A 26,403-nucleotide genomic window follows, 5' to 3' on the forward strand; every position below is an offset into this window, starting at 1 on the left:
GCACTCCTTTTCTTTCCCTTCCCGTTTATAGAACCGTCATGCCCTTATATCAAAATGGCGAAGAGCTCTCATTGTTTTTGATATAGGAAGGCCCATGACTGAATAATAATCTCCGTCTATTTTCTTTACAAAAAGCGCGCCTCTTCCTTGGATGCCGTATGCACCTGCTTTATCCATCGGCTCTTTTGTTTCAATATACGTCCAAATCTCTTCTTCACTGAGGGACCAAAACACAACTTCTGTCTTATCATAAAAAGTCTCGCTGTGATTTTCAGCTTGAATGCTGACCGCGGTTATTACTGAGTGACTTCGGCCTGAAAGCCTCCGCAGCATAGAAGCAGCTTCTTCTTGATCCTGCGGTTTGCCAAGACATTCGCCGTCAAGGCATACCATTGTATCAGCACCGATAACGATTGCATGCGGGTGGAGATCAGCTACAGCCTTAGCTTTTTGTTTTGCCAACCATTGGACGTTTTCTTCTGGTGAAAAGTTTCGATTTAATTTTTCTTCTACTTCACTGACAATAATGGAGTAGGGCAGCTGGAGAAGATCGAGGAGTTCTTTCCTGCGCGGAGATTGTGATGCAAGTATTAGCGGTTTTGTCATGTTCGTCATCCTTTCAGGGTTTGCTTAAGAAAAAAAGATACTCGTTTATCCTACCAAATCACGAGGCTTGTCACAATTTCAGAAAAATAACTTTTTCATGACAAAATAAAAAAAGCCTGTCACTAAAGGACGAAGGCTCAGGGCACTATCTCTTATTTTACGACGGCTAACAGCTCCTGCTGAGCCTTCCACCCGGCTTCAGCACTTGGATCCTCTAATTCCTTTAAAGCCTGCAAAATCGCTTTTTTCTCTCCTGTTTCTGACGCTTTTGTTTCACCAAGCGACTTTTCTATTTTCTCTACACTCGCTTTTGTAATGTCTTCCCCGAGAATCGCCTTTGCTGCAAGCTCCGCTGTTTCCTTAAAAGTATCTGTCATATCTGACTCTATTGATAAGGAAAGCTCCTTGCCTCCCCAGGCTTCAAAATCACTGTCGATTAAAACCTGTCCTAACTGCTGTGAGACATCCTTTTCACTTGCTAAGCCCGCGATGACATACGTATACCCGTCATCCTTTGACAGTGACACAGCGGAATAACCCTTTTCGGTCAATTGTTCTGTTAACGTTTCGGCGCCCTTTTCATTTGAAAATTTTCCGGCTTGCACAGCGTATGTTTTGTATGTACCTTCAGTTTGTGCCGCTTGTTTTTCTGCGCCTGAAGTTTGTTTTTCAGTTGAAGTATCCCCTGCTTTTGCCGTTTGGCTGCCTAAAGAATCCTCTAAAGAGGCCGGTGCTGACGCTTCTTTATTCCCCGATATGTTTAACGCGAATAACCCTAATCCAGTGCCAATGACAGCCGCGAAGGCAATCGTCGCGGCCACTCTTTTTACCGGTTTGGCAGCCCCGGTCTTTCCTTTTGCATAAAGCTTTGTTTTTTTCTTTTGAAAAGGAGGAACAACTTTAGGGTCCTCTTTAAACACCTTGTCCTCCTCGGAATCCCAATTGAATTCATCTTCATCAGGGTGTTCCTGGGATGCCGCAACCTCTTGTTCTGCCTGTCTTTTTTCCTCCCAATTTGAAAATGTCATGCTTTTATTCGCCTCTGTCTCAGGCGTCTCTTGTTCGTAAACCGTCTCTTCTTTTCCATTAATCGTCACCTTGAGGGCTTTTTCTGCGGCTTTACTGTTTTTTTTATTCTTTCTTTTTTTCAATTCCGCTTCCTCCCTTCATTTGCTTGACCGTTCTTGTCGGCTTTTCATGCTACACACTTTAGCACAGGCAAAGAAAAAAAGAACAAGACTTTTGTCGCCTTGTCCAAAAAACGTTCGTCAAATTTTTCAGCAGTCAGCCCAATGCCATTTTGATATAAAAAGAAATGATAGAGTCACCGTATAAATAGGCTAAAATGCTCCCTGCGGCTATAGCGGGGGCGAAGGGAAGCGGCTGCCTTTTAGCGAGTCTACCAGTCAGAACAGCTGCCGCTCCATATAATGCACCTATCAAAACAGAAAAGAAAAAGGCAGCTGCCAGCATTTTCACACCAAGCACAAAGCCAATCAGCGCAAATAATTTAATATCTCCTCCCCCTACTCCCCCATGGGTGATTGCGGCAATTACAGCCAGAAATAGAAATCCGGCTGCCGCACCTAGCAGGCCTGCATACCAGGAATCAAGCGGAGAAATCAATCTCGCGGCCGCCAAAAAGGGAAGAAAGAAAATCAATATTCGATTTGGAATCAGCATAAAATGAATATCTGTCACTGCAACAATAATGAGAAGAGAGATAAACACCACAGCGGGAAACAGTTCCAGCGACGTGCCAAAGCGTATTCCTGCGGCGGCAAATAAACACGCTGTCACAAGCTCTGCTGCGGGATACATAAAAGAAATCCTATGCCCGCAGCTTTTACATTTACCTTTTTGAAATAGGAATGACAGGATGGGAATTAATTCTGCAGGAGTTAATGTCCGCCGGCAAAACGGGCATGATGAACGGGGCGCAATAATAGATAGATGTAAGGGGATACGGCACCCGGCCGTATAGTAAAAAGAACCAAGGATAAGTCCGAAGATAAAAAGAATGGATAGCATAGACAACACACCTTTACTCACTGAGTTCTGGTATGGATTGTAGCAAAATGAGCATCCTGAGCTCCAATTGGAGATATTCAATTTTACACATAAAAAAACCGGCAGAATCTTTTTTTTGATTCTGCCGGAGCCGGATGCTTTTATTTCAACCTTTTTCGAATGTCAGAAATAAAGTAAAGAGATCCGGTAATCAGCACAATTTCATTTGAGCCCTTTTTGCTTTCTATGAATTTGATCACATCGTCTGGATCTTCACTCCAGCTTTTATTGCTGATTTCACTTGCATCATAGAGATCTTTTGCAAGAGAAGCACGCGGGAAATCAAAAGAAGCAAAATGAATCGCATGAGCAATGGTTTCCAGTCTTTTAATCATGTTCTGATACGGTTTGTCCTTTAACGCACTAAACACCACAGAAATGCGTGAATTGGCGAAACGCTGCTTCATCGTTTCCGCCAGCTTTTCAACACCTTCTTCGTTATGCGCACCGTCTAAATATACCGGAGGATGTTCCTGAACAAGCTCTAACCGTCCCGGCCAAGCAGCCTTCACAAGCCCGCTCCTTAACGCTTCGTCACTGATATGGGCGATATTCTCCTTATTGAGCCACTCCGCAGCCAAAATGGACAAAGCAGCATTTTGTCTTTGATGGGTGCCAATCAGAGATGTCCGAATATCTTCATAGCATTTCTCTTCCGTTTTGAATGAAAACTGTTCTCCTGCAGGCAGAGCCTCTTCATTGAAAATAACACATGCATCATGCAATGACTGGAACGGCGCAGCATGCCGTTCGGCTTCGTGGCGGATGACCTGTAAAGCTTCCGGCTGGGTAACTGCTGTAACGATTGGAATACCTTCTTTAATAATGCCGGCCTTTTCTCCTGCAATTTCTTCAATGGTGTTTCCCAAAATGTTCATATGATCGTGTCCGATGCTTGTAATCACAGTTAAGAGCGGTTCAACCACATTAGTAGAATCGAATCTACCGCCCAGACCTGTTTCAAAAATAACAAAATCGACCTTATGAAATTCTGCAAAATATAAAAATGCACAGGCCGTCATAATTTCAAATTCTGTCGGCTGTCCGTATTCCGTTTGATCAAGGGCTTCAACGTGCGGTTTCATTTGATTGACGAGTGCTGTCCATTCCTCATCTGAAATCGGTATCCCGTTTACGCTGATCCGTTCATTAAACGTAATAATATAAGGCGATGTAAATGTTCCAACCGTATATCCGGCTTCCTGCAGCATAGAACGGATAAAAGCGACAGTTGATCCTTTACCGTTTGTTCCTGCGACGTGGAACGCTCGGATTTTTTTTTCAGGATGTCCTAACCGCGCCATCAGCTGTTTCATTCGGCCAAGTCCGGGCTTCACCCCGAATTTCAGCCTCCCGTGAATCCAGCTGCGCGCATCTTGATATGCAGTAAACAATGATAATCCCCTCTTTTATAAGACAAGGCGGTTTCTCTAGAAACCGCCCCGGCTTTTCATTAACCCTTCAGCTCAGCCATTCGTTTTTGAACAGCGTCACGCTTCGCCACATAATCTTTTTCTTTTTCACGTTCTTCATCAATTACGTGTGCAGGCGCTTTTTTCATAAATCCTTCATTTCCAAGTTTCTTTTGGACACGCTCAACTTCTTTTGTCAGTTTATCAAATTCTTTTTGCAGACGGGCAATTTCTTCATCAATATTGATTAAGCCTTCAAGCGGAAGAATAACCTCTGCTCCTGAGACAACGGCCGTCATCGCCTTATCAACAGCCTCAATATCGGTGCCGATTTTAAGCACGCTCGGATTCGTAAAGCGTTCAACATATGAACGGTTCGCTTCGAGGCGGGACGCTATTTCGTCTGTGCTTGTTTTAATGTACAGTTCAACCTGCTTGCTCATTGGCGTATTGACTTCACTGCGGATATTGCGCACAGAACGGATCAGCTCAACAAGAAGCTTCATGTCAGCTGCCGCTTCAGTATCGGTATGCTCCGGCACTACTGCAGGCCATTGACTTACTGTAATCGATTCCCCTTGGTGAGGAAGGTGCTGCCAAATTTCCTCCGTTAAGAATGGCATAAACGGATGGAGCAGACGCATCGTTTGATCAAGTACGTAAGCAAGGATGGAACGGGTAGTTTTCTTAGCCGCTTCGTCTTCTCCATAAAGCGGAAGCTTCGCCATTTCAATATACCAATCACAGAAATCATCCCAAATAAAGTTATATAAATGGCGTCCTACTTCACCAAATTCATATCGGTCAGCAAGCTGGGTCACGTGCTCGATCGTTTCATTTAATCGCGTTAAAATCCACTTGTCAGCGACTGACTTTTCACCTGACAGATCAAGCTCATCGTACGTCATGCCATCCATATTCATTAATGCAAAACGGGAGGCGTTCCAAATTTTATTGGCAAAATTCCAGGTCGATTCCACTTTTTCATAGCTGAAGCGCAGATCCTGGCCAGGAGAGCTTCCAGTCGCAAGGAAATAACGCAGAGAATCGGCTCCGTACTTGTCAATCACATCCATCGGGTCGACACCGTTGCCAAGAGATTTACTCATTTTCCGGCCTTGCTCGTCACGGATTAAGCCGTGGATTAAAACATCTTTGAACGGGCGCTCGCCTGTAAATTCAATGCCTTGGAAAATCATGCGTGATACCCAGAAGAAAATGATATCGTACCCTGTCACGAGAACATCTGTCGGATAGTAGCGTTTAAAGTCTTCAGCCGTTACATCAGGCCAGCCCATTGTGGAGAAAGGCCATAGCGCAGAACTGAACCATGTATCCAGTACGTCTGTATCCTGTTCCCAATTTTCGCTGTCTTCCGGCGCTTCAAGTCCGACATATAGCTCGCCTGTTTCTTTATGATACCAGGCAGGAATACGATGGCCCCACCACAATTGACGGGAGATACACCAGTCGCGGATATTTTCCATCCAGTGTAAATACGTTTTTTCGAAACGGTCAGGCACAAAGTTGACCTTTTCTTCTTTCTTTTGCAGCTCAATCGCTGCATCAGCAAGCGGCTGCATGCGCACAAACCATTGTGTAGAAAGATAAGGCTCCACAACAGCCCCGCTTCGTTCACTATGGCCGACAGAGTGCATATGATCCTCGATCTTGAAGAGAACTCCCGCCTCCTGTAAATCTTTCACGAGCTTTTTGCGGCATTCAAAACGATCCATACCTTGATATTGGAGCGCATTTTCATTCATCGTGCCATCTTCATTCATGACAAGGATGCGTTCTAAATTGTGGCGGTTGCCAAGCTCGAAGTCGTTCGGATCATGAGCAGGCGTAATTTTCACGGCACCTGAACCAAATTCCATATCAACATAGTCATCACCGACAATCGGAATTTCACGATTTACAATCGGCAGGATCACCGTTTTTCCGATAAGGTGTTTATAGCGCTCGTCTTCAGGGTGAACGGCAACAGCTGTATCACCGAGCATTGTTTCAGGACGTGTCGTCGCAATTTCAATTGAGCCTGAACCGTCAGCAAGCGGATAGCTCATATGATAGAACGCGCCTTGAACATCCTTGTAAATCACCTCAATGTCGGATAGGGCTGTTTTTGTCGCTGGGTCCCAGTTAATAATATATTCGCCTCTGTAGATCAGGCCTTTTTCATAAAGCTTAACGAATACTTCTCTTACCGCTTTGCTCAAGCCTTCATCCAGCGTAAAACGTTCACGGGAATAATCTAGGCCAAGACCTAATTTCGCCCACTGGCTGCGAATAAAGTCAGCATATTCTTCCTTCCACTTCCACGTTTCTTCGAGGAATTTTTCACGGCCTAAATCGTAGCGGGATTTGCCTTCTTCACGAAGTTTCGCCTCCACTTTAGCCTGTGTTGCGATGCCGGCATGGTCCATGCCTGGAAGCCACAGCACATCATAGCCCTGCATGCGTTTCATTCTTGTTACAATGTCTTGCAGCGTTGTGTCCCATGCGTGGCCAAGGTGAAGTCTCCCTGTTACGTTTGGCGGCGGGATGACAACAGAGTATGGCTCTTTTGTCTGGTCACTGCCCGCTTCAAAAAATTTGCCTTTTAGCCAAAAATCATATCGGTCTTTTTCAACCGCTGCCGGATCATATTTCGTCGGCATTGTTTGTTCATTCGTTTCCATCATAACCCTCCAGCATGTTTAAAAATGGCTGAGAACGAAAAAAGAGCTCTTCATCCCTGTAAAAGGACGAAAAGCTCTTTCGCGGTACCACCTTTTTTCATGAACTCTATCAGTTCATGCACTTATAACGGATAACGGGTGTTTCCCGAATTTCTCTACTCTTCTTTCAAGAAATTATGCTCCCGGGCGACCTTCCAATCAGACAACATAAGAAGCCTTTCAGCAAACGGCTTCTCTCTCTGCATGCGCCTTTTTTGTACTCTTCCCGTTCTAAGCAGGTGTATTTATCAGCTCATTGTATACATTATTTATGTTCTTTATTATAGTAAAAGTGTTTTTGATTCGTCAATCATCTTTTCCAAAAACACCGCTTTCTATACAGATGGGCAGGCACCTATTGCCCAAGTTTACATATGATGCTTGTAAATGCGTAGAGGAGGATGCACCGTGAAGAAACGTTTCAGCTCTTATTCGCTGCCGCCATGGGTAAGGCAAATTCGGCTTGTATCCGCACAAGTGATTATTCCCATTACGATTTTTCAAGGAATCAGAACCATTTTCTTTCCGACAACCTTTGATGTTTTGCTGCTCGCAATCCTAATCTTTTTAGCTTGCGCCCTTCATTTAGAATGGATATAAACAAACAAGTCCGCGCCATTAAGACGTGGACTCGTTTTCAGCCTGAAATTTTTTCTCTTGTTCAATCTGATGGATTTTCATCACAAACGGCTCTATATTTTTCATTTGCCAATAAGCCTTTAATAATTGTGTACATTCCTCTTTTTCATGCTGTCTTTTCCCAGTTTGATAACCGTTCAGCACCTTGTACATGGCTGCCGGATATGCCATATAGCTGAGAAAAAGGCTGACTTCCGCTTCACGCAAAGGGAATGATTTCGTATATCCATAAAACCATTCGACGCATTCCGGACAAGCTTTCGGAAAGCCTCTGAACATTTTTGTATAAAAGCCGAGCAGGTCGTTTTGCGGCGGACCGACAGATGCTCTTTCGAAGTTTGTAAAATATCCGGTCCCGGCATCATTATACAGAAAATGGTGTATAGACAGGCTGCCGTGGTTCATTACAACCCTTGAAACGTCCTTTTCCTTTGCAGACTCATACCAGTCCTCCAACCGTTCCAGCGCAAAATTCACCGCGGAAATGGTTTCTGAAAAATAGGTTATGGCCTGGAGTTCAAAAGGAGAAAGGTACCACTCCTTCTCCGCTCTATCCACAAACTGCTCATAGAAAATTTTATCTTGTTCCCACTTTTTTTTCGTTTGCCCGTAATAACGTTCAATCTCATCACGTCTAACCTTTAGTTCCTGCGCGGTTCTCTCGTGAAGACGGGCTGTTTCTCTAAATAAATAAGCATGTTTCTGATCCCGTTCTTCCTCTTGGTCAAATTGGAGCCAAGGCATTAAATAGTAGGTATCTCCGTATTGTATGCCTGCTGAGAAAAACTCACCGCTATTTGTTCTGTAAACGGGAACGAATGAACGAAAGCCTTTTTCCTCAATCGCCACCATATGATCTGTAAAATGCTTGCCGCGACCCTCTTTCAATTTTTTCAGGGCAAATATGCCGTAGTCTGTATACACTTTCCAAACAAGAGGACTGACAGGCTCAATAAATTGAGCAGTCAGTCCGTATTCCTGAAGAACCGATTGGGTATCTTCCATTTCATTCACCACATTTTCCGATCACTTACGGTTTACGCATGGCTATTTTTATATTGAGGAATATAGAGAATCTGTCCTGCTTTTAATTCATCATCCAAGGCTAAAGAATTCATCCTGATCAGCTGCTGGGATGTAATTTCATACCGTTCGCATAAACGCTCGATCGTATCTTCCTGCTGCACAATACAAATTTTCATTCTCGAAAACTCATCCGCTTCTTTTGTAAAGAGTTTTGTTAAATAAAGAGAATTATCACTTTCCTTTGTTTGAGGTTCCTTCGTTTCAGCAGCAGGAGCAACCCTAGGAACAGCATCCGTTTCCTTCCTTTCAGTCTCAGAAGATTCAGGCAGCTGGAAGGATTGAAAAGGTGTTTCTTCCTTAGGCTCTTCAGCTGATGGTGTTTTTCTCACTTCAATTTCGAAGCTCTCTTCCTCTTGTTCTTCCTCCTCCAGCAGCTTAGGCGCTGAATAAAAAGAATCCTCCTCTTCTTGTTCAGGCAGGAAGGTACGGTATGCCGGTTCAGGCAATTCTTCTTGAGATGCCTCCTCCGAGCTTGTTTTTTGATTGAAATGGAAATGTAAATCGGCTTTGTCATTCTCCACATATACAGCTGAAGCTGTTTCTCTGCTATCTTCTATGGAGAGAGCGGCCTCTGATACACTCTCCAAAGCTTCATCCGCTTCCGCCTCTTCTTGGCAAAGCGCAGGGTCAGCCTGATCCGATTGAGCTGCTTCTTCATTTTGAGCCTCTTGGCGCAGCGCATATTCATGATTAGGAGACACTGTTGTTTCCTCTTTTTCCTTTGCAATCACAGTCTCTGAATGAAGCTCAGCTTCCAAAGCAGGCGATTCTTCTGCTCCAACGTGTTCACGAAGCTCAGTCTCCGCTGGAGAGTCTGCTTCTTCACGAACATCCGCTATTGCAGCTGCCGGCTCTGCCGTTTCTTTTTTTGCTTTAACGATCTCTTGAATCTCTATTTCTGAAGGATCAGGTTCTGGCTCAGATTCTTCTGTTTCCGATTCAGCACGAACCTCCGTTTCCGGCACAGCAAGCTCTTCTGACTCTTCTTCCTCTTTCACATCTTCTCTGGCCTCTGGTTCTGAAGCAACCGATTCAGGCGGCTCAGATTCTGCTTTTTCTGTCTCCAGTTCTTCACGGAGCCCCGCTTTCGAGATAAAAAGTTCTGGCGGTTCGGCTGGCGGTTCATGCTGAAGAACTGCTTCCTCTGCCGATGATGCACCCGGTTCTTCTACTACACTATGTGCCGGCGGCTCTGAAAGCTCTTCCTCCCTGAATGCCGCAGGAGCTTCATATAAAGGTATCTCCGGCTCTTTGTCTTGCGTATCATCCAAAAGCCCTTCAATCGCTAAATCAGCTTGAATTGTTAAAATGCGCGAATCCGTCAATTGATAGTCAAATGCGTCAATAAAGACGAAGACATCCTGTAAATGGCTCACTTTATTTTTCGGAATGGTAATATCCACAGGAAAACAGTGAGTCAGTTCCGCACTTCCATCCTCTCTCTTTCTGACTTGTTCAACAAACCGCTTATCTGTATAAATCTCTTCGGTATGTTTGTTTTGATCTATGTTGTACTCACCTGTAAGTTCAAGCGATCCTATGATTGATACATAATCATTTACTTCCTGAACCCTAATATCAGGATCTAATGAAATAGAAAGCAGTTCAGAAACTTCCTGTCCTTTTTGGAAACAGATCGATTCTTCTACAGAAAATTGCAATCGATGATTTTGCGGCAAGTTCATATCCTCCTTTCATCTAATCCTTAAAATTAGATGTCACTAAAGGTGTATGTATGAACTGGAGAAAATATGAGTGGGAGAGCACGAAAAAACCGGCACAAGGAGTCCTTGATACCGGTTTTCACTCTTATCTGCGGCTGATCTCGGCAAATACTTTCTCAGCTGCCTGGATTGTGTTTTCAATATCTTCATCAGTATGGGCCGTTGAGAGGAAAAGACCTTCGAATTGTGATGGCGGAAGGAATACCCCTTCATTTGCCATCCCTTTATAATAGCTTGCGAACAGCTTCAAATCAGATGATTTCGCTGTTTCATAATTGATGACTGGTTCGTTTGTAAAGAAGAAACCGATCATCGAACCTGCACGGTTAAAGGTATGCGGAATGCCGTGAGCCTCGGCGGCTTTTGAAATTCCTTCTTCCAGCCTGTCGCCTTTTTTAATGAAATTCTTGTAGGATTCAGGTGTCAGCTGTCTCAATGTCTCTAAGCCAGCCGTCATCGCAAGCGGGTTGCCTGATAATGTACCAGCTTGATAGATCGGACCGCTTGGAGCGATCTGCTCCATGATTTCTGCCTTTCCGCCATAAGCGCCGACAGGAAGTCCGCCCCCGATTACTTTTCCTAAACAAGTCAGATCAGGCGTTACGCCGAAGTAGCCTTGAGCGCAGTTATAATCGACCCGGAAGCCAGTCATCACTTCATCAAAAATCAGCAGGGAGCCGTACTGCTCAGTGATATCACGCAGACCCTGCAGGAAGCCTTCTTGCGGCGGAACAACACCCATATTTCCGGCAACTGGCTCTACAATGACTCCCGCAATGTCTTCACCGAATTGCTGGAAAGCAAGCTTTACACTTTCTAAATCATTGTACGGAACGGTGATGGTGTTTTTCGCAATGCCTTCAGGCACCCCCGGGCTGTCAGGCAGACCGAGAGTGGCAACACCTGAACCAGCTTTAATCAAGAGAGAATCGCCGTGTCCGTGGTAGCAGCCTTCAAACTTTAAAATCTTGTTGCGGCCCGTATAGCCCCTTGCCAAACGGAGGGCACTCATTGTAGCCTCTGTTCCGGAGCTTACCATTCGTACAATTTCTACAGATGGCACACGATCAATGACGAGCTTAGCCAGTTCATTTTCTACTTCAGTCGGAGCACCGAAGCTTGTCCCGTATTCAGCCACTTTTTTGAGGCTTTCTACGACGCGGTCATTTGTATGCCCTAAAATTAAAGGCCCCCATGACAAGACGTAGTCAATATATTCATTCCCGTCAATATCAAAGATTTTCGAGCCTTTTCCGCGTTCCATAAAAATCGGGTCCATGTCTACCGATTTAAATGCGCGAACGGGGCTGTTCACACCGCCCGGCATGAGTTTTTGCGCTTCTTTAAAAGCCGTTTTTGATTTTTCATAGCTTCTCATCTGCCTCAACTCCTGTCAACTGAATAAAATTACTCCGCAAGCCATTTCGCTGCGTCTTTCGCATGATACGTAATAATCAGGTCGGCACCCGCGCGCTTCATGCTTGTCAAAATTTCCAACACAATTTCTTTTTCTTTGATCCAGCCGTTCTGCGCTGCAGCCTTCACCATTGAATACTCTCCGCTTACATTATAAGCGACGAGCGGCAAAGTAAACTCATTTTTTACGTCACGCATGATATCCATATAAGAAAGCGAAGGTTTGACAATCAAAAAGTCCGCGCCTTCCTCGACATCTGATTGTGCTTCGCGGAGTGCCTCCATACGGTTGGCAGGGTCCATCTGATATGTTTTGCGATCTCCGAATTGCGGTGTGCTGTTTGCTGCATCACGGAACGGACCGTAAAACTCGCTAGAATATTTCACAGCGTAAGACATGATGGGAATATTGACGAATCCTTCTTTATCAAGTGCTTCTCTGATCACTGTAACAAATCCGTCCATCATGTTTGATGGCGCAATGATATCCGCACCTGCTTTCGCTTGGCTGACAGCTGTCTGCGCCAAAAGCTCCAGCGATTCATCATTGAGGATGACCCCGTCTTTGACAAGTCCGCAATGGCCGTGGTCTGTATATTCGCACAGGCACGTGTCAGCGACAACAACCATTTCAGGGAAGTGTTCTTTAATTTCTGTGATGGCTTTTTGGACAATTCCGTGATCATGGTACGCTTGTGTTCCGCAATCATCTTTTTCTTCCGGGATGCCGAACACGATAACAGATTGAATGCCCAGTTTGACCAGCTCCGCTACTTCATCCTTCAATAAATCTAATGATACATGGTAAACATCAGGCATTGACGGAACAGCTTTTTTGCCTTCCAGCCCTTCAACGACAAAAATCGGATAAATAAAATCTGATGGATGCAAACGTGTTTCCTTTACCATTTCCCTCATTGCTTTTGATGTCCGCAGGCGGCGGTGTCTATTAAATGATTGACTCATATTCTCTCTTCCTCTCTTGACATGCTGCACATTAACTCAAGCATGCCATCTATTGTAAATGTATCAGGCGTATGCGATGTGATGCCGTACGTCAGAAGGGCATCATTTGTTAAAGGCCCAATGCTGATACACGCCGTCCCATTCGCCTTCCACTTTTTTAATTCTTCTCCCAAGACATGCATAAACGTATGTACGGTTGATGAACTCGTAAATGTTACATAGTCAAAGGAATATTGACCCGCAGCGTCTTTCAGTGCCTCAATGCCTTCTTCATCCGGAATCGTTTCGTAGAGAACCCATTCCTTTACTTCAAAACCGAGCGGGACAAGCTCTTGTTTTATCACATCACGTGACAAATTCCCTTTCATCACGGTAATGGGCTCCCCCGGTTCAGCATGCTGCTTAAGAGCGTCAGCCAATTGTTCAGCAATATACTCCTGTGGCATCACATCAACCGATACGTTATGCGTTTTTAAACGGCGGGCGGTTTTTTCACCGACGGCTGCAATTTTTTTATGCGCAGGGAGAATAAGCTGATTTTCCTTCAGATAAGAAAAAAAGAAGTCTGCCCCGTTCACACTTGTAAAAACAAGCCAGCCTGGCGCGGCAAGATCCTCTCTTACCTGTTCCGCAACATCATTCGGCAAAGCGCGGCGAAACGTAATCAAAGAGGTTAAAACCGCTTTACCGCCATGCGCCTCCACTTTTTGCTGAAATGATGTTGCCTGTGCCTTATTCCGGGTGACAAGCACTGTTTTTCCTTCCAACGGAAAATCATTTTCCATCCTCATCAAGCTCCCGTTTTACACGATCAATTAAATCTTTTGCTCCTTTGTCAGCCATAAGAGCGGCACAGCGCTTTCCTACTTCCTCCGGATCGTTTCCGGTGACGGTTTCTTTAAAAATGATTTTGCCGTCAGGTGAAGCGACAAGACCTGTCATTTCAATTTCATCCTGTCCATTTAACACGGAGTAGCCCGCGATCGGAACCTGGCAGCCGCCCTCCATCGCGTTTAAAAAAGCACGTTCCGCTAAGACAGTCCGTTTTGTATATTCATCTGTAAACTGAGAAAACAACGCCAACAGCTCTTCATCCGATTCTCGGCACTCAATCGCCAGTGCTCCCTGCCCCACAGCAGGCAAACAGCGCTCAGGCTCAAGGAATTCGGTTACGACATCTTGCTTCCACCCCATTCTAGAAAGTCCGGCAGCCGCTAAAATAATCGCGTCATAATCCTCTGTTTCCAGCTTTTGAAGTCTTGTATCTATATTACCTCTAATCCATTTAATTGTAAGGTCAGGGCGCTCAATCAAAAGCTGAGCGCTTCTTCTTAAACTGCTTGTGCCAATGACAGCACCTTTCTTCATTTCTGAAAGCTTTACGCGATTCTTTGAAATAAGGGCATCACGCGGGTCCTCCCGTTCAGGAATACAGCCGATCACAAGGCCTTCAGGCAAAACAGCAGGCATGTCCTTCATGCTGTGCACTGCCATATCAATCTCTTCGTTTAAAAGCGCCTGTTCAATTTCTTTGACAAAAAGCCCTTTTCCACCCACTTTTGAGAGTGTAACATCGACAATCCGGTCGCCCTTTGTCACGATCTCTTTAATTTCAAAAGCAAACGAAGGATTGATTTCCTTCAGTTTTTGAATAACCCATTTTGTTTGAGTCATAGCGAGTTTGCTCCGTCTGGAACCTACTTTAATCGTTCTCATCATTTCTTTCCTCCCGAATCTGCTTGGGACATCGTTTAACTGAACCAATGGAATTGCGACAGGCTTCCAAGCAGGAAATAATTGATCATCAGCACCAGAAAACAAGCCGTATTCCACAGTGCAGCGACCTTTCCTTGCAGCTCCTTAATCAGCCTGATATAAAGATAATAGCTGTACAGCAGCAGGACGACAAACGAACCAAGCACTTTGGCGTCAAACCAATACAGCGTTTCTAGTGAGACATACGCCCAAATGACGCCGAGAATCAAACTCAGCAGCAGCATCGGAACCCCAATGACATTTAAAACATACGCCATATAATCAAGCTTAGATAAATCTTCTATTCTCAACAGCCATTTTCCCCACTTTTTCTTTTTCAGCAGATGATATTGAAACATATATAGCACAGAAAAAACGAAAGAAAGGGAAAAAGCGCCATATGAAAGAATCGCCATTGTAATATGAATCACCAAAAGCTCAGATACAAGCTGCCCGGAAAAAGCAGCTGACTGCTGCTCTGTCGGTGAAAATGTGTGAATGGCGATCATAGAAAATCCTATAACATTTGTAAAAAACACGATAAAGTCAACACGTAAAAGCTTTGTCAGTACAAGTGACAGCGTGACAAGCACCCAGGCATAAAAATAAAGCGCCTCTGTCACATTTAATACCGGAAACCGCCCCGTCACCCACATAAAATAGGCCAAATACACGGTTTGCAGAGTCCAGACAATAGAAAGCAACCAGAAGGCCATTTTTCCAGCCTTCCGGTTGTGTTGAAGAAAATCTATAAAATAAAAGAGTACACTTAAAGCGTAAATGACGATTGTCCCCTCATTAAGTCTTGCCATTGCAGTATCAATCATTCAGCTTTCACTCACTTACAAGTGGGCTAAAGCCCGCTTTTGATTCAGCCTTCTTAAAAGAGTGGACCTTTTGGCTGCTTTCAACGGTTTTCATCATTTGACGGCCCGCAGCTTCTTCAATATCAAAAATCTGCATAAACAACGCGAGCTTTTCTTCCGAATCAGCATCTGCCGCAAGCTCTTTCACCTTTAAAATCGGATCACGAAGCATTTGGTTAATAATACTTTTGGTGTGTTTGTTCAACAGTTTTTTCTCTCTTGTGCTTAAGTGAGGCAGCTTACGCTCAATGCTGTCCATCGTTTCTGACTGGATAGCAAGCGCCTTTTCGCGCAATGCAGAAATAACCGGCACAACACCAAGTGTATTCATCCATTGTTTAAATTCCACAATGGTTTCTTCAATTAACAGTTCAACTTTTTCAGCTGTTTCTCTCCGCTCTTTCATGTTCGCTTCTACAATGCCTTCCAGATCGTCGATATCATAAAGAAAAACACCTTCAAGATCATTCAGCGCCGGATCAAGATCTCTAGGCACGGCAATGTCGACCATAAACAGCGGACGTCCCTTGCGAAGCTTATTCGCGTTTTCCATCATCTCTTTGGACACGACAAATTCACTTGCACCGGTTGAACTGATTAAAATATCAGCCTCCGCAAGCGCGCTTTCAAGCTGATTCAAGCTTCTCGCTTCACCTGAAAAACGGTCTGCAAGCTCCTTCGCTTTCAAGTATGTTCGGTTAATGACAGTGACCTTGCCGATTCCCTGTCCGTGCAGGTTTTCCGCAGCAAGCTCGCCCATTTTTCCCGCACCGAGAATCAATATGTGCTTGCTTGAAAGATTTCCGAAGATTTTTTTGGCAAGTTCAACTGCAGCATAGCTTACTGACACCGCATTTGAGCCAATGTCTGTTTCGGCGTGAGTCCGTTTGCCCACTGTAACTGCCTGCTTAAACAGCTCATTAAAAATAGTCCCGATCGTTTTTTCTTGCTGAGCCGTTTTAAAGCTGTCGCGTACCTGTCCGAGAATCTGCGTTTCGCCAATCACCATAGAGTCAAGTCCGCAGGCTACACGGAATAAATGCTCAACAGCGGCATCGCTCTCATAAAACGTTAAGAACGGTGACAGCTCTTCTTTGCTTAATTGAAACCAATCAGCTAAAAACTTTTTTATATAATAACGGCCGGTATGGAGCTGGTCGACTACCGCATAAATTTCAGTGCGGTTGCAGGTTGAGACAATGATGTTTTCAAGAATGCTTTTCTCTTCTTTCAGCTGCACCATTGCTTCTGCCAGCTCATTCGGCTGAAAACTTACTTTTTCACGTATCTCAATAGGGGCGGATTTATAATCTACTCCCACAACAAGTATATGCATCGCTCTAATTACACCCCCAACACCCAATCTTAATTTATAATCATTCTAACATAGAACTCATTATTTATAATAATTATAACATAGTTTCTTTCACAAAATGTGAACAGATTTTAAAATTCTTATGCTATATTAGAAAAAGCTTCAGGGAAAAGAAGCATTCCTATTGACAATACCAAAAACAGCAGAAATTTACTACACATCAGCTCTAAAAAACAAGAAGGTGATATGCATGAAACAAAAATCAATTTTATTCCCTTGTCTGCTGCTTGCCGCTTCTGTATATGCATGGCTAGAAAGCGGTCAAGCCGAACTGTTTTCAGGGCAGGATCAATGGCCTGTTCTCCTCATGTTATTAGGCGTAGCCTTTGTATATCAAGGAAAAAAAGAAGCCGTTACACCCCATTTTTTTATTGGTTTACTTCTCTTCGGGATCGGTTTACACTTTTTTCCAAGCCGAAATGGGTATGGTGGCCGGATGATTTTGAAATGCTCCTCTTTATGATCGGCTTCTCACTTCTCGTTTCAACCGTTCAAAAAAAAGAATATGTATATGAAGCTGTGTCGATGATTTGTTTTTCCCTGTTTTTGTACTTTTTCAAACAAATTATGGCATGGCTTGAGTCTGCGCATATTCCAACAGCGCTTCTGAAGGAGTATTGGCCGTTTGTCTTTATTGGAATCAGTTTATTGTTATTATTGATAAAACGAAAAAAATCTATACGATAAATAAAACCGGTAGAGGATCCTCTACCGGTTTATCATTTTTTTGATCGCTCCCCAAGCTTCGTCTTTTCCCTTTTTCGTTTCTGAGGAAAAGAGAATCAGCTCGTCTTCCGGATCAATATTTAATGTTTGTCGGACAACCTTTGCGTGTTTGTCCCATTTGCCTTTCGGGATCTTATCCGCCTTTGTAGCGATAACAATAACAGGAATGCCGTAATACTTTAAGAATTCATACATCTGTACATCATCATTAGATGGCGCATGCCGCAAATCAACGATCTGCACCACAGCTTTTAATTCCTCGCGTGTCGTGATATAGGTTTCAATCATTCTCCCCCATGCTTCACGCTCAGACTTTGACACTTTGGCAAAACCGTAGCCCGGCACATCCACAAAATGCAGCTCATCATTGATAATGTAGAAATTAAGCGTTTGTGTTTTTCCCGGCTTTGATGACGTTCTCGCAAGATTTTTGCGATTGATTAATGAATTGATAAAAGACGATTTTCCTACGTTCGATCTTCCGGCCAATGCGATTTCCGGAAGCCCCCCTTCAGGGTACTGTTCCGGTTTTACTGCACTGATCACGATTTCTGACTTTGTGACTTTCATTTCTTCTCTCCTACTAAGGCATGTTCCAAAACCTCGTCTAAGTGGGACGCCAATATAAATGTCAGCCCCTCCCTGACGCTTTCCGGAATATCCTCTATATCTTTTTCATTATCTTTAGGCGCAATAATGGTCGTTAATCCCGCTCTATGTGCGCCAAGCGCTTTTTCCTTTAAGCCGCCGATCGGCAGCACGCGCCCGCGAAGCGTGATTTCCCCAGTCATGCCGACTTCACGCGAAACCGCCCGTCCCGTTAAAGCAGAAACAAGCGCTGTTGCCATCGTAATACCGGCTGACGGACCATCTTTTGGCACCGCACCCTCTGGTACATGTATATGAATATCATACTTCTCATGAAAGTCAGGTTCAATGCCAAGTTCTTCTGTTTTGGATCGCACATAGCTGAATGCAGCCTGAGCAGACTCTCTCATAACATCTCCGAGCTTTCCTGTCAGGATTAATTTCCCTTTCCCCGGAGAAAGCGATACTTCAATCGACAGCGTATCTCCGCCAACGGTTGTATAAGCAAGCCCTGTCACTACACCAACCTGATCCTCTGTCTCAGCTTGTCCATATCTGAAAATACGTTTTCCGATAAAGTCTTGAAGGTTCTTCTCAGTAACCGTAATCCGTTTTCGCTCTTCAGCAACAATGGCTTTTGCAGCTTTACGGCAAATCGCGGCAAGCTGGCGTTCAAGGCTTCTCACACCAGCTTCTCTCGTATAGTAGCGGATAATATCAAGAATCGCCTGATCACGCAGCTGCAGGTTGCTTTTCTTCAGCCCGTGTTCTTTGATTTGCTTTGGAAGCAAGTGATCCTTTACGATTTCAAGTTTTTCTATTTCTGTGTAGCCTGCGATATTAATAATTTCCATTCTGTCTCTGAGCGGGCCCGGGATTGTGGCCAAATTGTTCGCCGTTGCGATAAACAGCACTTTGGATAAATCAAAGGTTTCTTCAATATAGTGATCACTGAAGCTGCTGTTTTGCTCTGGATCAAGCACTTCAAGCATAGCGGATGATGGGTCTCCTCTAAAATCAGATGACATTTTGTCAATTTCGTCTAATAAGAAGACCGGATTCAGCTTGCCCGCTTTTTTCATCCCTTGAATAATACGTCCAGGCATTGCTCCGACATAGGTCCGTCTGTGTCCGCGTATCTCTGATTCATCCCGTACTCCTCCGAGTGAGATTCTGACGAATTTGCGTCCCAAGCTTTTTGCAATTGATTTGGCTAAAGACGTTTTTCCGACACCTGGAGGTCCTGCCAAACAGAGAATCGGGCCTTTCAGGGATTTGGTCAGCTTCTGGACAGCCAAATATTCTAAAATACGTTCTTTTACTTTTTCAAGCCCGTGGTGCTCTTCGTCCAAGAGACGTCCTGCTTCTTTCAAATCAAGCTTATCATCTGTTTCATCCGTCCACGGAAGAGCAACCAGCCAGTCGATATAGTTGCGGATCACAGAGCTTTCCGCAGAACTTGACGGAATTTTTTCATATCTGTTCAATTCTTTAAGCGCTGTTTCCTTCACATGATCAGGCATGCCTGCTTCTTCGATTTTTTCCGTCAGCGTCTGAACTTCGCCAGTTTTGCCTTCTTTATCGCCAAGCTCTTTTTGGATCGCCTTCATTTGTTCACGCAAGTAGTATTCCTTCTGCGTACGCTCCATCGAACGTTTGACGCGCTGGCCGATTTTTTTCTCAATCTCCAGCACTTCTTTTTCATTATTAATAAAATCAATGACCTTGTTCAGCCTGTCTTTGACATCAGCCGTTTCTAAAATATCCTGCTTATCCTTTAGTTTAAGGGGCAGATGAGAAGCAACGATGTCTGCCATTCTCCCCGGCTCTTCGATATCAGTAACCGCAGCGTACGTTTCGGCCGAGATTTTTTTAGAAATTTTTATGTACTGATCAAAGTGGTCTAGCAAAGTCCGCATCAATGCTTCGTCTTCTGTATCTTTTGAATCATCTTCATGAATAAGTTGAATGTCAACCGACGTGTAATCCTCGTGTTCATTGTATTTGACGATATGGGCGCGCTTGAGGCCCTCCACCAACACACGAATCGTACCGTTCGGAAGCTTCAGCATTTGCTTAATTTTTGTATAGGTGCCGACAGTGAAAATCTCGTCTTCACCAGGTTCGTCTATCGAAATATCCTGCTGAGTGGCTAAAAATATCATATGATCATGCATCATTGCCTGTTCAAGAGCCTGAACCGACTTGTCACGTCCTACATCTAAATGCAAAACCATCGTCGGGTACACTAATAAACCTCTTAAAGGGAGGAGCGGGATGCTGCGTTTTAATTCTTCTGCCATGTGACTGACACCTCCGTGACTTTAGTATGAACCATTATAATACAACTTTTTCATCCTTGTACAATAAACGGCATGGTTCCATTTTCTATAAAACAGTCTCCTCGTAGTATACCCTTTCTTTCTGATATGAAAAAGGAAAAGATGTCCTTCATGAAAAAAACCCTATTATCAAAATAGGGTTTAAACGGATTCTTTATTGATTTCGATATGAAACGGTTTTTGTTCCGTTGGCGGATTCACCAAAATTTCATCAAGCACTTCTTGGAACGTCTTCACTGCAATAATCTCGATCCCGTCAATCTGCTTTAAGATGGCCTGCTGATTTTCATATGGGATAATCACCTTTTTCGCACCGGACTGCTTGGCCGCTTTTATTTTCGGAATGACGCCTCCGATGGGTTTCACAAGACCGTTCAGGCTGATTTCGCCCGTCATCGCAACGGTATTGTCAATAGGAATTTTGTGTATCGCCGAGAAAATCCCCGCCGCCATCGCAATGCCTGCTGACGGCCCATCAATCGGAATCCCTCCTGGGAAATTGATGTGAATATCATAATCAGAAGGCTTCATTCCCATTGTCCGGAGCACGGTTAATACATTTTCAACCGAACCCTTCGCCATGCTTTTTCGCCTGATCGATTTTGATTGGCTGCCGATGCTTTCTTCTTCAGCTATTCCTGTGATGTTAATTGATCCTTTATCTTGAGCCGCGGTTACACTTACTTCGATTTCCAGAAGCGATCCGCTGTTAGGCCCATAGACTGCAAGCCCATTTACAATGCCAACCTGTGGTTCAACACCGATTTTTTGCTCGTGCTTTGGAGTAAGCTGACTGGAGTGAATGACCCATTCAATATCCTCAATCGTAATGTCCTTTCGATTCTCCGTTACAGCCATCCCCGCTGCGATTTGAATCATATTGACGGCTTCCCGCCCGTTCCGCGTGTAGCTGGTCAAAAGATCCAGTCCTTCTTCGGAGATATTTTTTTCAATTTTATCCGCTGCTGTTTTGGCAACCGTTTTCAACTCGTCCTTTTCAAGCTCGCGGAAAAAAACCTCCAAACAGCGGGACCGGATAGCTGGCGGAATTTCGTTTGGCATTCTCGTGGTCGCGCCAATCAAGCGAAAATCAGCCGGCAGCCCATTTTGAAAAATATCATGAATATGATTCGGAATTTGTGTATTTTCCTCACTGTAATACGCACTATCTAAAAAGACTTTTCTGTCCTCAAGCACCTTCAGCATTTTATTCATTTGAATAGGATGCAGCTCCCCTATTTCATCAATAAACAGCACACCGCCATGGGCATGGGTGACAGCTCCCTGCTTCGGCTGCGGAATCCCAGCCTGTCCCATCGCTCCGGCCCCTTGGTATATCGGGTCATGGACAGAGCCGATGAGCGGATCGGCAATTCCTCTTTCATCAAAACGGGCTGTTGTCGCATCGAGTTCCACAAAGACAGCCTGCTCTTTAAACGGTGATTGTTTATGTTTTTTTGCTTCTTCCAACACAAGCCGCGCAGCAGCCGTTTTCCCAACTCCCGGTGGCCCATAGACAATCACATGCTGAGGATTTGGCCCGCATAAAGCCGCCTTTAATGCTTTAATGCCGTCTTCCTGTCCGACGATATCTTTAAAGCTTTTGGGGCGGACCTTCTCAGATAATGGCTCGGACAAGCTGATAGCGCGCATTTTCCGAAGCTGCTCCATTTCCTTCTTTGATTCTTTATCTATCGTGACCTTTTGTGTCCTTTGATTCTTAAGCAAATTCCAAAAATACAAACCGATGATGATCCCAAAAAACAGCTGAATAAATAACGCGATCCCTGTCCAACTCATGGTGGTCCCTCCTGAAAAACAATTTATGTATCCAATTCATTCCTCTGATTGCTAGTATCTCCCATAGAAGACGGGAATAAACGTTTTTCCGGAAGAGTTGCATGCAAAAAAACCTCCTGAGTGTTACCACTCAGGAGGTTTGTGCTTATCTTTATGCAGATGTTTTATCTTGGCTTACCTCAGTGCCGTCTTTTAATAAGAGGCGAGGAGGCTCTCCGTGTGTCACAGTTGCCCCGGTGATTACACATTTTTCAATGTCATCACGAGAAGGCAGCTCAAACATCACATCAAGCATGATGCCTTCAATGATGGAACGGAGTCCGCGTGCTCCAGTCTTGCGTTCAATTGCTTTTTTAGCAATTTCAGAAAGCGCTTCTTCTTCAAACTCAAGCTCAACGTTGTCAAGCTCAAGCATTTTCTTGAATTGCTTAACTAGAGCGTTTTTCGGTTTTGTTAAGATGGCAACCAATGCTTCTTCGTCAAGCTTTTCAAGGCTTGCAATAACCGGAAGACGTCCGATAAATTCAGGAATTAACCCGAAACGGAGCAAATCTTCAGGAAGCACTTTTGAAAGAAGATCTTCTTTCTCAAGATCAGCAGCTTTATTGTCGGCACCGAATCCAATCACTTTTTGGCCTAAACGGCGTTTGATGATTTGTTCGATACCATCGAAAGCTCCGCCGCAAATGAACAAAATATTTGTTGTGTCAATTTGAATGAATTCTTGATGAGGATGCTTACGTCCACCTTGAGGCGGTACGCTTGCCACTGTACCCTCAAGAATTTTAAGCAATGCCTGCTGTACACCCTCACCTGACACATCACGTGTGATAGACGGGTTTTCAGATTTTCTAGCCACTTTATCGATTTCATCAATATAGATAATGCCTTTTTCGGCTTTTTCCACATCATAATCAGCAGCTTGGATGAGCTTCAAGAGAATATTCTCTACATCTTCACCCACGTATCCAGCTTCAGTCAAAGATGTAGCGTCCGCAATCGCAAACGGCACATTTAAAATGCGAGCCAATGTTTGCGCCAGAAGGGTTTTACCGCTTCCCGTAGGGCCGATTAATGAAATATTACTTTTTGAGAGCTCAACATCATCAACTTTGCTGTTAGAGTTAATGCGCTTATAGTGGTTATACACAGCAACAGCAAGTGATTTCTTCGCTTGATCTTGGCCGATGACATATTCATTCAAAATTTCGCGAATTTCCTGAGGCTTTGGTACGTCTTTAAATTCTACTTCTTCTTCTGTTCCGAGTTCTTCCTCTACAATTTCAGTGCAGAGTTCGATACATTCGTCACATATATATACACCAGGCCCAGCTACAAGCTTACGAACCTGATCTTGTGTTTTTCCACAGAACGAGCATTTTAATTGTCCTTTTTCCTCGTTAAATTTAAACATTCTTTCACCCCTTAATCTTGTCTCACTTTTTCTTTTACCGGCAGAGCAAAAGAAAATGATTCTTGAAACGAACGAGTATGTATTGCATTTTACCATACTTTCCAAAAAGACGGTAACAATGTGTTTCTGACTTGCACATTCTATATGTATGACAAAAAACAGCCCTGCATTAACTATATTGCCCCAAGAAAAAGAGATAACTCATAATTGTACAAAACAAGGCACGAATGATTCGCGCCCTGTTTTATTAGTACTATTATTATGCACCATATTAACGGTTTTCTACAAGAAAATCAATTGCTTTGCGAACTTTTAAATCTTCTTTCATCGCGTCAGTAGAACCGATGGCTTGTTTAATATTTTCAACAGGCATGTTGTATGCTTCAGCCATTTTAGTAAGCTCAGCATCAACTTCCTCATCTGATACTTCAAGGTTTTCCGCTTTCGCAATCGCCTCAAGAGTCAGGTTAGATTTTACGCGTTTTTCAGCATCTTCTTTCATTTGCTCTTTTAACGCAGCTTCATCTTGGCCTGAGAATTGAGTGTAAAGCTCAAGGTTCATGCCTTGCATTTGCAGACGCTGTTCGAATTCTTTCAGCATGCGGTCAAGCTCAGTATCGACCATTGCTTGAGGCACATCGATTTCAGCATTTTCAGAAGCTTTCAGAACAAGCTCTTCACGCAATTTAGCGTCAGCTTCGTTTTCTTTTGCTTCTTCTAAACGTTTCTTAGTTTTTTCAGTTAATTCAGCGAGTGTTTCCACTTCTTCATCGATATCTTTTGCGAATTCATCGTCAAGCTCAGGAAGCTCTTTCGCTTTGATTTCGTGAATTTTCACTTTGAACACAGCTGGTTTGCCTGCAAGATCTTCAGCGTGGTACTCCTCAGGGAATGTCACTTCAACATCCTTCTCAGCACCTGCTTCAAGGCCAACTAATTGATCTTCGAAGCCAGGGATGAATGAACCAGAACCTACTTCTAGAGAGTAGTTTTCAGCTTTTCCGCCTTCGAATGCTTCGCCGTCAACGAATCCTTCGAAATCAAGAACAACTGTGTTTCCTTCTTCAACAGCGCCTTCTTCTTTTACAACAAGCTCAGCTTGACGCTCTTGAAGCGCTTTTAGTTCGTTTTGAACATCTTCGTCAGTTACAGTTGTGTCGTCTTTTTCAATGCCTAAGCCTTTGTAGTCGCCAAGCTTCACTTCAGGTTTTACTGTTACTTTCGCAGTGAAGATTAAGCTTTCGCCTTTTTCGATTTTTTCAACATCGATTTCAGGACGGTCTACAGGCTCGATTCCAGCTTCTTCAACCGCTTTAGGGTATTCTACAGGAAGAAGAATATCCAAAGCATCTTGGTAAAGAGCTTCTACGCCAAAGCGCTGTTCGAATAATCCGCGAGGAATTTTACCTTTACGGAATCCAGGAATTGAAACTTGTTTTACTACTTTTTTAAATGCATCATCAAGTGCTGTTTTAAACGTTTCAGCATCAACTTCAACCGTTAAAACGCCTTCGTTGCCTTCTTGTTTTTCCCATTTTACAGACATGTGTTTCCCTCCAAAAATCTATTCAGGTTGTGTCGGTCTTCCATTCTAAAGCAATCATACGGCTTCGTCCAACAAAAACAAAGCTGCCAAAGATCAGAATCATTATGTATAGATGTTAATAATGAACTGCAAAGCCTGTCCAACCGTATTTCTTATAACCCGTTATACACAAATACAACCATTATATTATAACATAACACATAGCGCTTTCAACTATATGGCGCGATTTACAAATAAGAAATTTCTTCAATATCTTTTAACATTGTGCAAGCTTCATCGAGTTCTCTGTCGGTAAATTCATACATCATATGAAGTTCTTCGCTTTCAATTTCAATTCCGTGCATCTCGTAACCGACTTTATGCAGGGCAGCCGCCCAAAGGTCAGCCGACAGCAATTTCGGCTGGAACGGATATAAAACGTATAAATGTCTTCTCCACAATTCTTCTACTGCCGCATATAAGGTTGGATTTTCATTTCCAAGTGTCTCATCCAGCACCCTGAGAACACGGTGCAGAATCGGGGCGGCATCAGGCGGAACAATCTCAGATGGTTCAATTGTCAACGACTCGCCAAATTTGCTAATGTGCACAGGTTTACTGTACTCATGCTCAGCCAACAGCATGACAATCATCGTTTTGATAATCGGGTGGGCTGAGGGGTCTTGGAGGATTGTTTTGAGCAATCCTGTATACTTTGCTACGTTACGGTCTTTTAAGGAATGAATGAGATTCATTTGCTCCTCAGGGCTTGCCAGCACTTTCTCGGTGTCAATTGTATCCTCATATTCTTCGGCCCAAGCCTCGTCCTCACGATCCGGATCGGTCATTTTCCGGCTGAAATCCAGCAGCTTATAAAATTGCTCGGCGCTTTCTGCCGGCAGCTGATTTTCTTCCAAAACGGCTTCAATGGTGCTTTTGACTTCCTCGTATTTTTTGAGCTGAATTAAGATGGTCATGTACACCTGCAAAACCGTAAAATAATGGCCATAACCTTCTTTGAGCATCTTCTCGCACACGCTTTTTGCCTCTTCCAGCTCGCCCAGCTCTAAAAAGCAGATGGCCATCCCTAAGTGAAGATCGGATTCAGTATCATCATATTTCATCGCTTCTGAAAACAGTTCAAGCGCTTCTTGATACTTTTTTTCCTTTAGTGATGACATCCCTTTTTCCACAAGGCGGTCTTTCAGATGAGGAAAAGGAATAATTTTTGCGTTCTTCTTGTCATGCGTCATACCTATATTCCTTTCAGGCATTTATTTTGTTCAAGTGTATCAACACCTGTGAACAAACACAAGAAATGAAAGGTTTCATCAGGCAAAAAAAGCCGCCGGACAAATACCGGCCGCTTT

The 26,403-nt window shown here is 43.9% G+C and carries 20 protein-coding genes, 1 pseudogene and 1 other annotated feature; of the genes and pseudogenes, 2 read left to right on the forward strand and 19 right to left on the reverse strand.

Going from position 1 to position 26,403, the window contains the following annotated elements:
* Positions 1-36 precede the first annotated feature (36 nt).
* The 5 genes from NST79_RS14530 to valS all read right to left on the reverse strand — a co-directional run bounded on the left by NST79_RS14530 (position 37) and on the right by valS (position 6,772).
* Positions 37-606 (reverse strand): Maf family nucleotide pyrophosphatase, encoded by a 570-nt coding sequence (locus NST79_RS14530; protein WP_024572904.1) that lies wholly within the window; start codon positions 604-606, stop codon positions 37-39.
* A 152-nt stretch (positions 607-758) separates the two neighbouring features.
* Positions 759-1,757, reverse strand: coding sequence for an SPOR domain-containing protein (gene spoIIB / locus NST79_RS14535; RefSeq protein WP_212058951.1), 999 nt, complete (start codon positions 1,755-1,757; stop codon positions 759-761).
* A gap of 133 nt (positions 1,758-1,890) precedes the next feature.
* Entirely contained in the window at positions 1,891-2,637 is a 747-nt protein-coding gene (locus NST79_RS14540) for an A24 family peptidase (RefSeq protein WP_212058953.1), read from the reverse strand.
* Between the two features lie 140 nt (positions 2,638-2,777).
* On the reverse strand, positions 2,778-4,070 hold the full coding sequence (locus NST79_RS14545; protein WP_003229640.1) for a folylpolyglutamate synthase/dihydrofolate synthase family protein: 1,293 nt from the start codon (positions 4,068-4,070) through the stop codon (positions 2,778-2,780).
* 59 nt (positions 4,071-4,129) lie between these two features.
* Complete coding sequence (gene valS / locus NST79_RS14550) at positions 4,130-6,772, reverse strand: valine--tRNA ligase (RefSeq protein ID WP_004398606.1); 2,643 nt, start codon at positions 6,770-6,772, stop codon at positions 4,130-4,132.
* 59 nt (positions 6,773-6,831) lie between these two features.
* Positions 6,832-7,054, reverse strand: a binding site (T-box leader).
* 165 nt (positions 7,055-7,219) lie between these two features.
* Between valS and NST79_RS14555 the strand changes: the two genes are divergently transcribed.
* A complete protein-coding gene (locus NST79_RS14555; protein WP_003222590.1) occupies positions 7,220-7,411 on the forward strand; it encodes a hypothetical protein in 192 nt (63 codons plus the stop codon).
* An 18-nt stretch (positions 7,412-7,429) separates the two neighbouring features.
* On the opposite strand, the gene cotN is transcribed toward NST79_RS14555, so the two are convergent.
* The 8 genes from cotN to hemA all read right to left on the reverse strand — a co-directional run bounded on the left by cotN (position 7,430) and on the right by hemA (position 16,599).
* Positions 7,430-8,455, reverse strand: a complete 1,026-nt coding sequence (gene cotN, locus NST79_RS14560) for a spore coat protein CotN (protein ID WP_014480462.1) — start codon at positions 8,453-8,455, stop codon at positions 7,430-7,432.
* Positions 8,456-8,487: 32 nt separating this feature from the next.
* Entirely contained in the window at positions 8,488-10,215 is a 1,728-nt protein-coding gene (gene spoVID, locus NST79_RS14565) for a spore coat morphogenetic protein SpoVID (protein WP_128993249.1), read from the reverse strand.
* Positions 10,216-10,345: 130 nt separating this feature from the next.
* The gene (gene hemL, locus NST79_RS14570; RefSeq protein WP_212058955.1) at positions 10,346-11,638 is read right to left on the reverse strand and encodes a glutamate-1-semialdehyde 2,1-aminomutase; all 1,293 of its coding nucleotides are present in this window, start codon (positions 11,636-11,638) and stop codon (positions 10,346-10,348) included.
* 29 nt (positions 11,639-11,667) lie between these two features.
* Positions 11,668-12,642: a porphobilinogen synthase gene (gene hemB / locus NST79_RS14575; protein ID WP_015483525.1), complete on the reverse strand. Its 975-nt coding sequence runs from the start codon at positions 12,640-12,642 to the stop codon at positions 11,668-11,670.
* Entirely contained in the window at positions 12,639-13,427 is a 789-nt protein-coding gene (hemD, locus tag NST79_RS14580) for a uroporphyrinogen-III synthase (protein WP_212058957.1), read from the reverse strand. Before hemD ends, hemB begins: the two co-directional genes overlap by 4 nt.
* Positions 13,417-14,361, reverse strand: coding sequence for a hydroxymethylbilane synthase (gene hemC, locus NST79_RS14585; protein ID WP_010886587.1), 945 nt, complete (start codon positions 14,359-14,361; stop codon positions 13,417-13,419). The genes hemD and hemC overlap by 11 nt, the downstream gene beginning before the upstream one ends.
* A gap of 32 nt (positions 14,362-14,393) precedes the next feature.
* Positions 14,394-15,224 carry a cytochrome c biogenesis protein gene (locus NST79_RS14590; RefSeq protein ID WP_003222575.1) on the reverse strand — a complete coding sequence of 277 codons (831 nt, stop codon included), beginning with the start codon at positions 15,222-15,224 and terminating at the stop codon, positions 14,394-14,396.
* 7 nt (positions 15,225-15,231) lie between these two features.
* Positions 15,232-16,599 carry a glutamyl-tRNA reductase gene (hemA, locus tag NST79_RS14595; protein WP_004399038.1) on the reverse strand — a complete coding sequence of 456 codons (1,368 nt, stop codon included), beginning with the start codon at positions 16,597-16,599 and terminating at the stop codon, positions 15,232-15,234.
* Positions 16,600-16,828: 229 nt separating this feature from the next.
* On the opposite strand from hemA, the pseudogene NST79_RS14600 reads away from it, so the two are divergent.
* Positions 16,829-17,325, forward strand: a pseudogene (locus NST79_RS14600) (hypothetical protein).
* Between the two features lie 21 nt (positions 17,326-17,346).
* On the opposite strand, the gene yihA reads toward NST79_RS14600, so the two are convergent.
* From yihA to ddcA, 6 genes are all read right to left on the reverse strand, one after another.
* A complete protein-coding gene (gene yihA, locus NST79_RS14605) occupies positions 17,347-17,934 on the reverse strand; it encodes a ribosome biogenesis GTP-binding protein YihA/YsxC (protein WP_003229621.1) in 588 nt (195 codons plus the stop codon).
* Positions 17,931-20,255 carry an endopeptidase La gene (lon, locus tag NST79_RS14610; RefSeq protein WP_003229618.1) on the reverse strand — a complete coding sequence of 775 codons (2,325 nt, stop codon included), beginning with the start codon at positions 20,253-20,255 and terminating at the stop codon, positions 17,931-17,933. The genes yihA and lon overlap by 4 nt, the downstream gene beginning before the upstream one ends.
* 180 nt (positions 20,256-20,435) lie before the next feature.
* Positions 20,436-22,094 (reverse strand): ATP-dependent protease LonB, encoded by a 1,659-nt coding sequence (gene lonB / locus NST79_RS14615; RefSeq protein WP_004398923.1) that lies wholly within the window; start codon positions 22,092-22,094, stop codon positions 20,436-20,438.
* A 151-nt stretch (positions 22,095-22,245) separates the two neighbouring features.
* Complete coding sequence (gene clpX, locus NST79_RS14620; RefSeq protein WP_003229613.1) at positions 22,246-23,508, reverse strand: ATP-dependent protease ATP-binding subunit ClpX; 1,263 nt, start codon at positions 23,506-23,508, stop codon at positions 22,246-22,248.
* 271 nt (positions 23,509-23,779) lie between these two features.
* Positions 23,780-25,054, reverse strand: coding sequence for a trigger factor (tig, locus tag NST79_RS14625; RefSeq protein ID WP_014480469.1), 1,275 nt, complete (start codon positions 25,052-25,054; stop codon positions 23,780-23,782).
* 227 nt (positions 25,055-25,281) lie between these two features.
* The gene (ddcA, locus tag NST79_RS14630; RefSeq protein ID WP_015483530.1) at positions 25,282-26,286 is read right to left on the reverse strand and encodes a DNA damage checkpoint antagonist DdcA; all 1,005 of its coding nucleotides are present in this window, start codon (positions 26,284-26,286) and stop codon (positions 25,282-25,284) included.
* Positions 26,287-26,403: the final 117 nt, after the last annotated feature.

Origin of the sequence: Bacillus sp. PS196 (assembly GCF_037963555.1) — a bacterium.
GTDB lineage: Bacteria > Bacillota > Bacilli > Bacillales > Bacillaceae > Bacillus > Bacillus subtilis.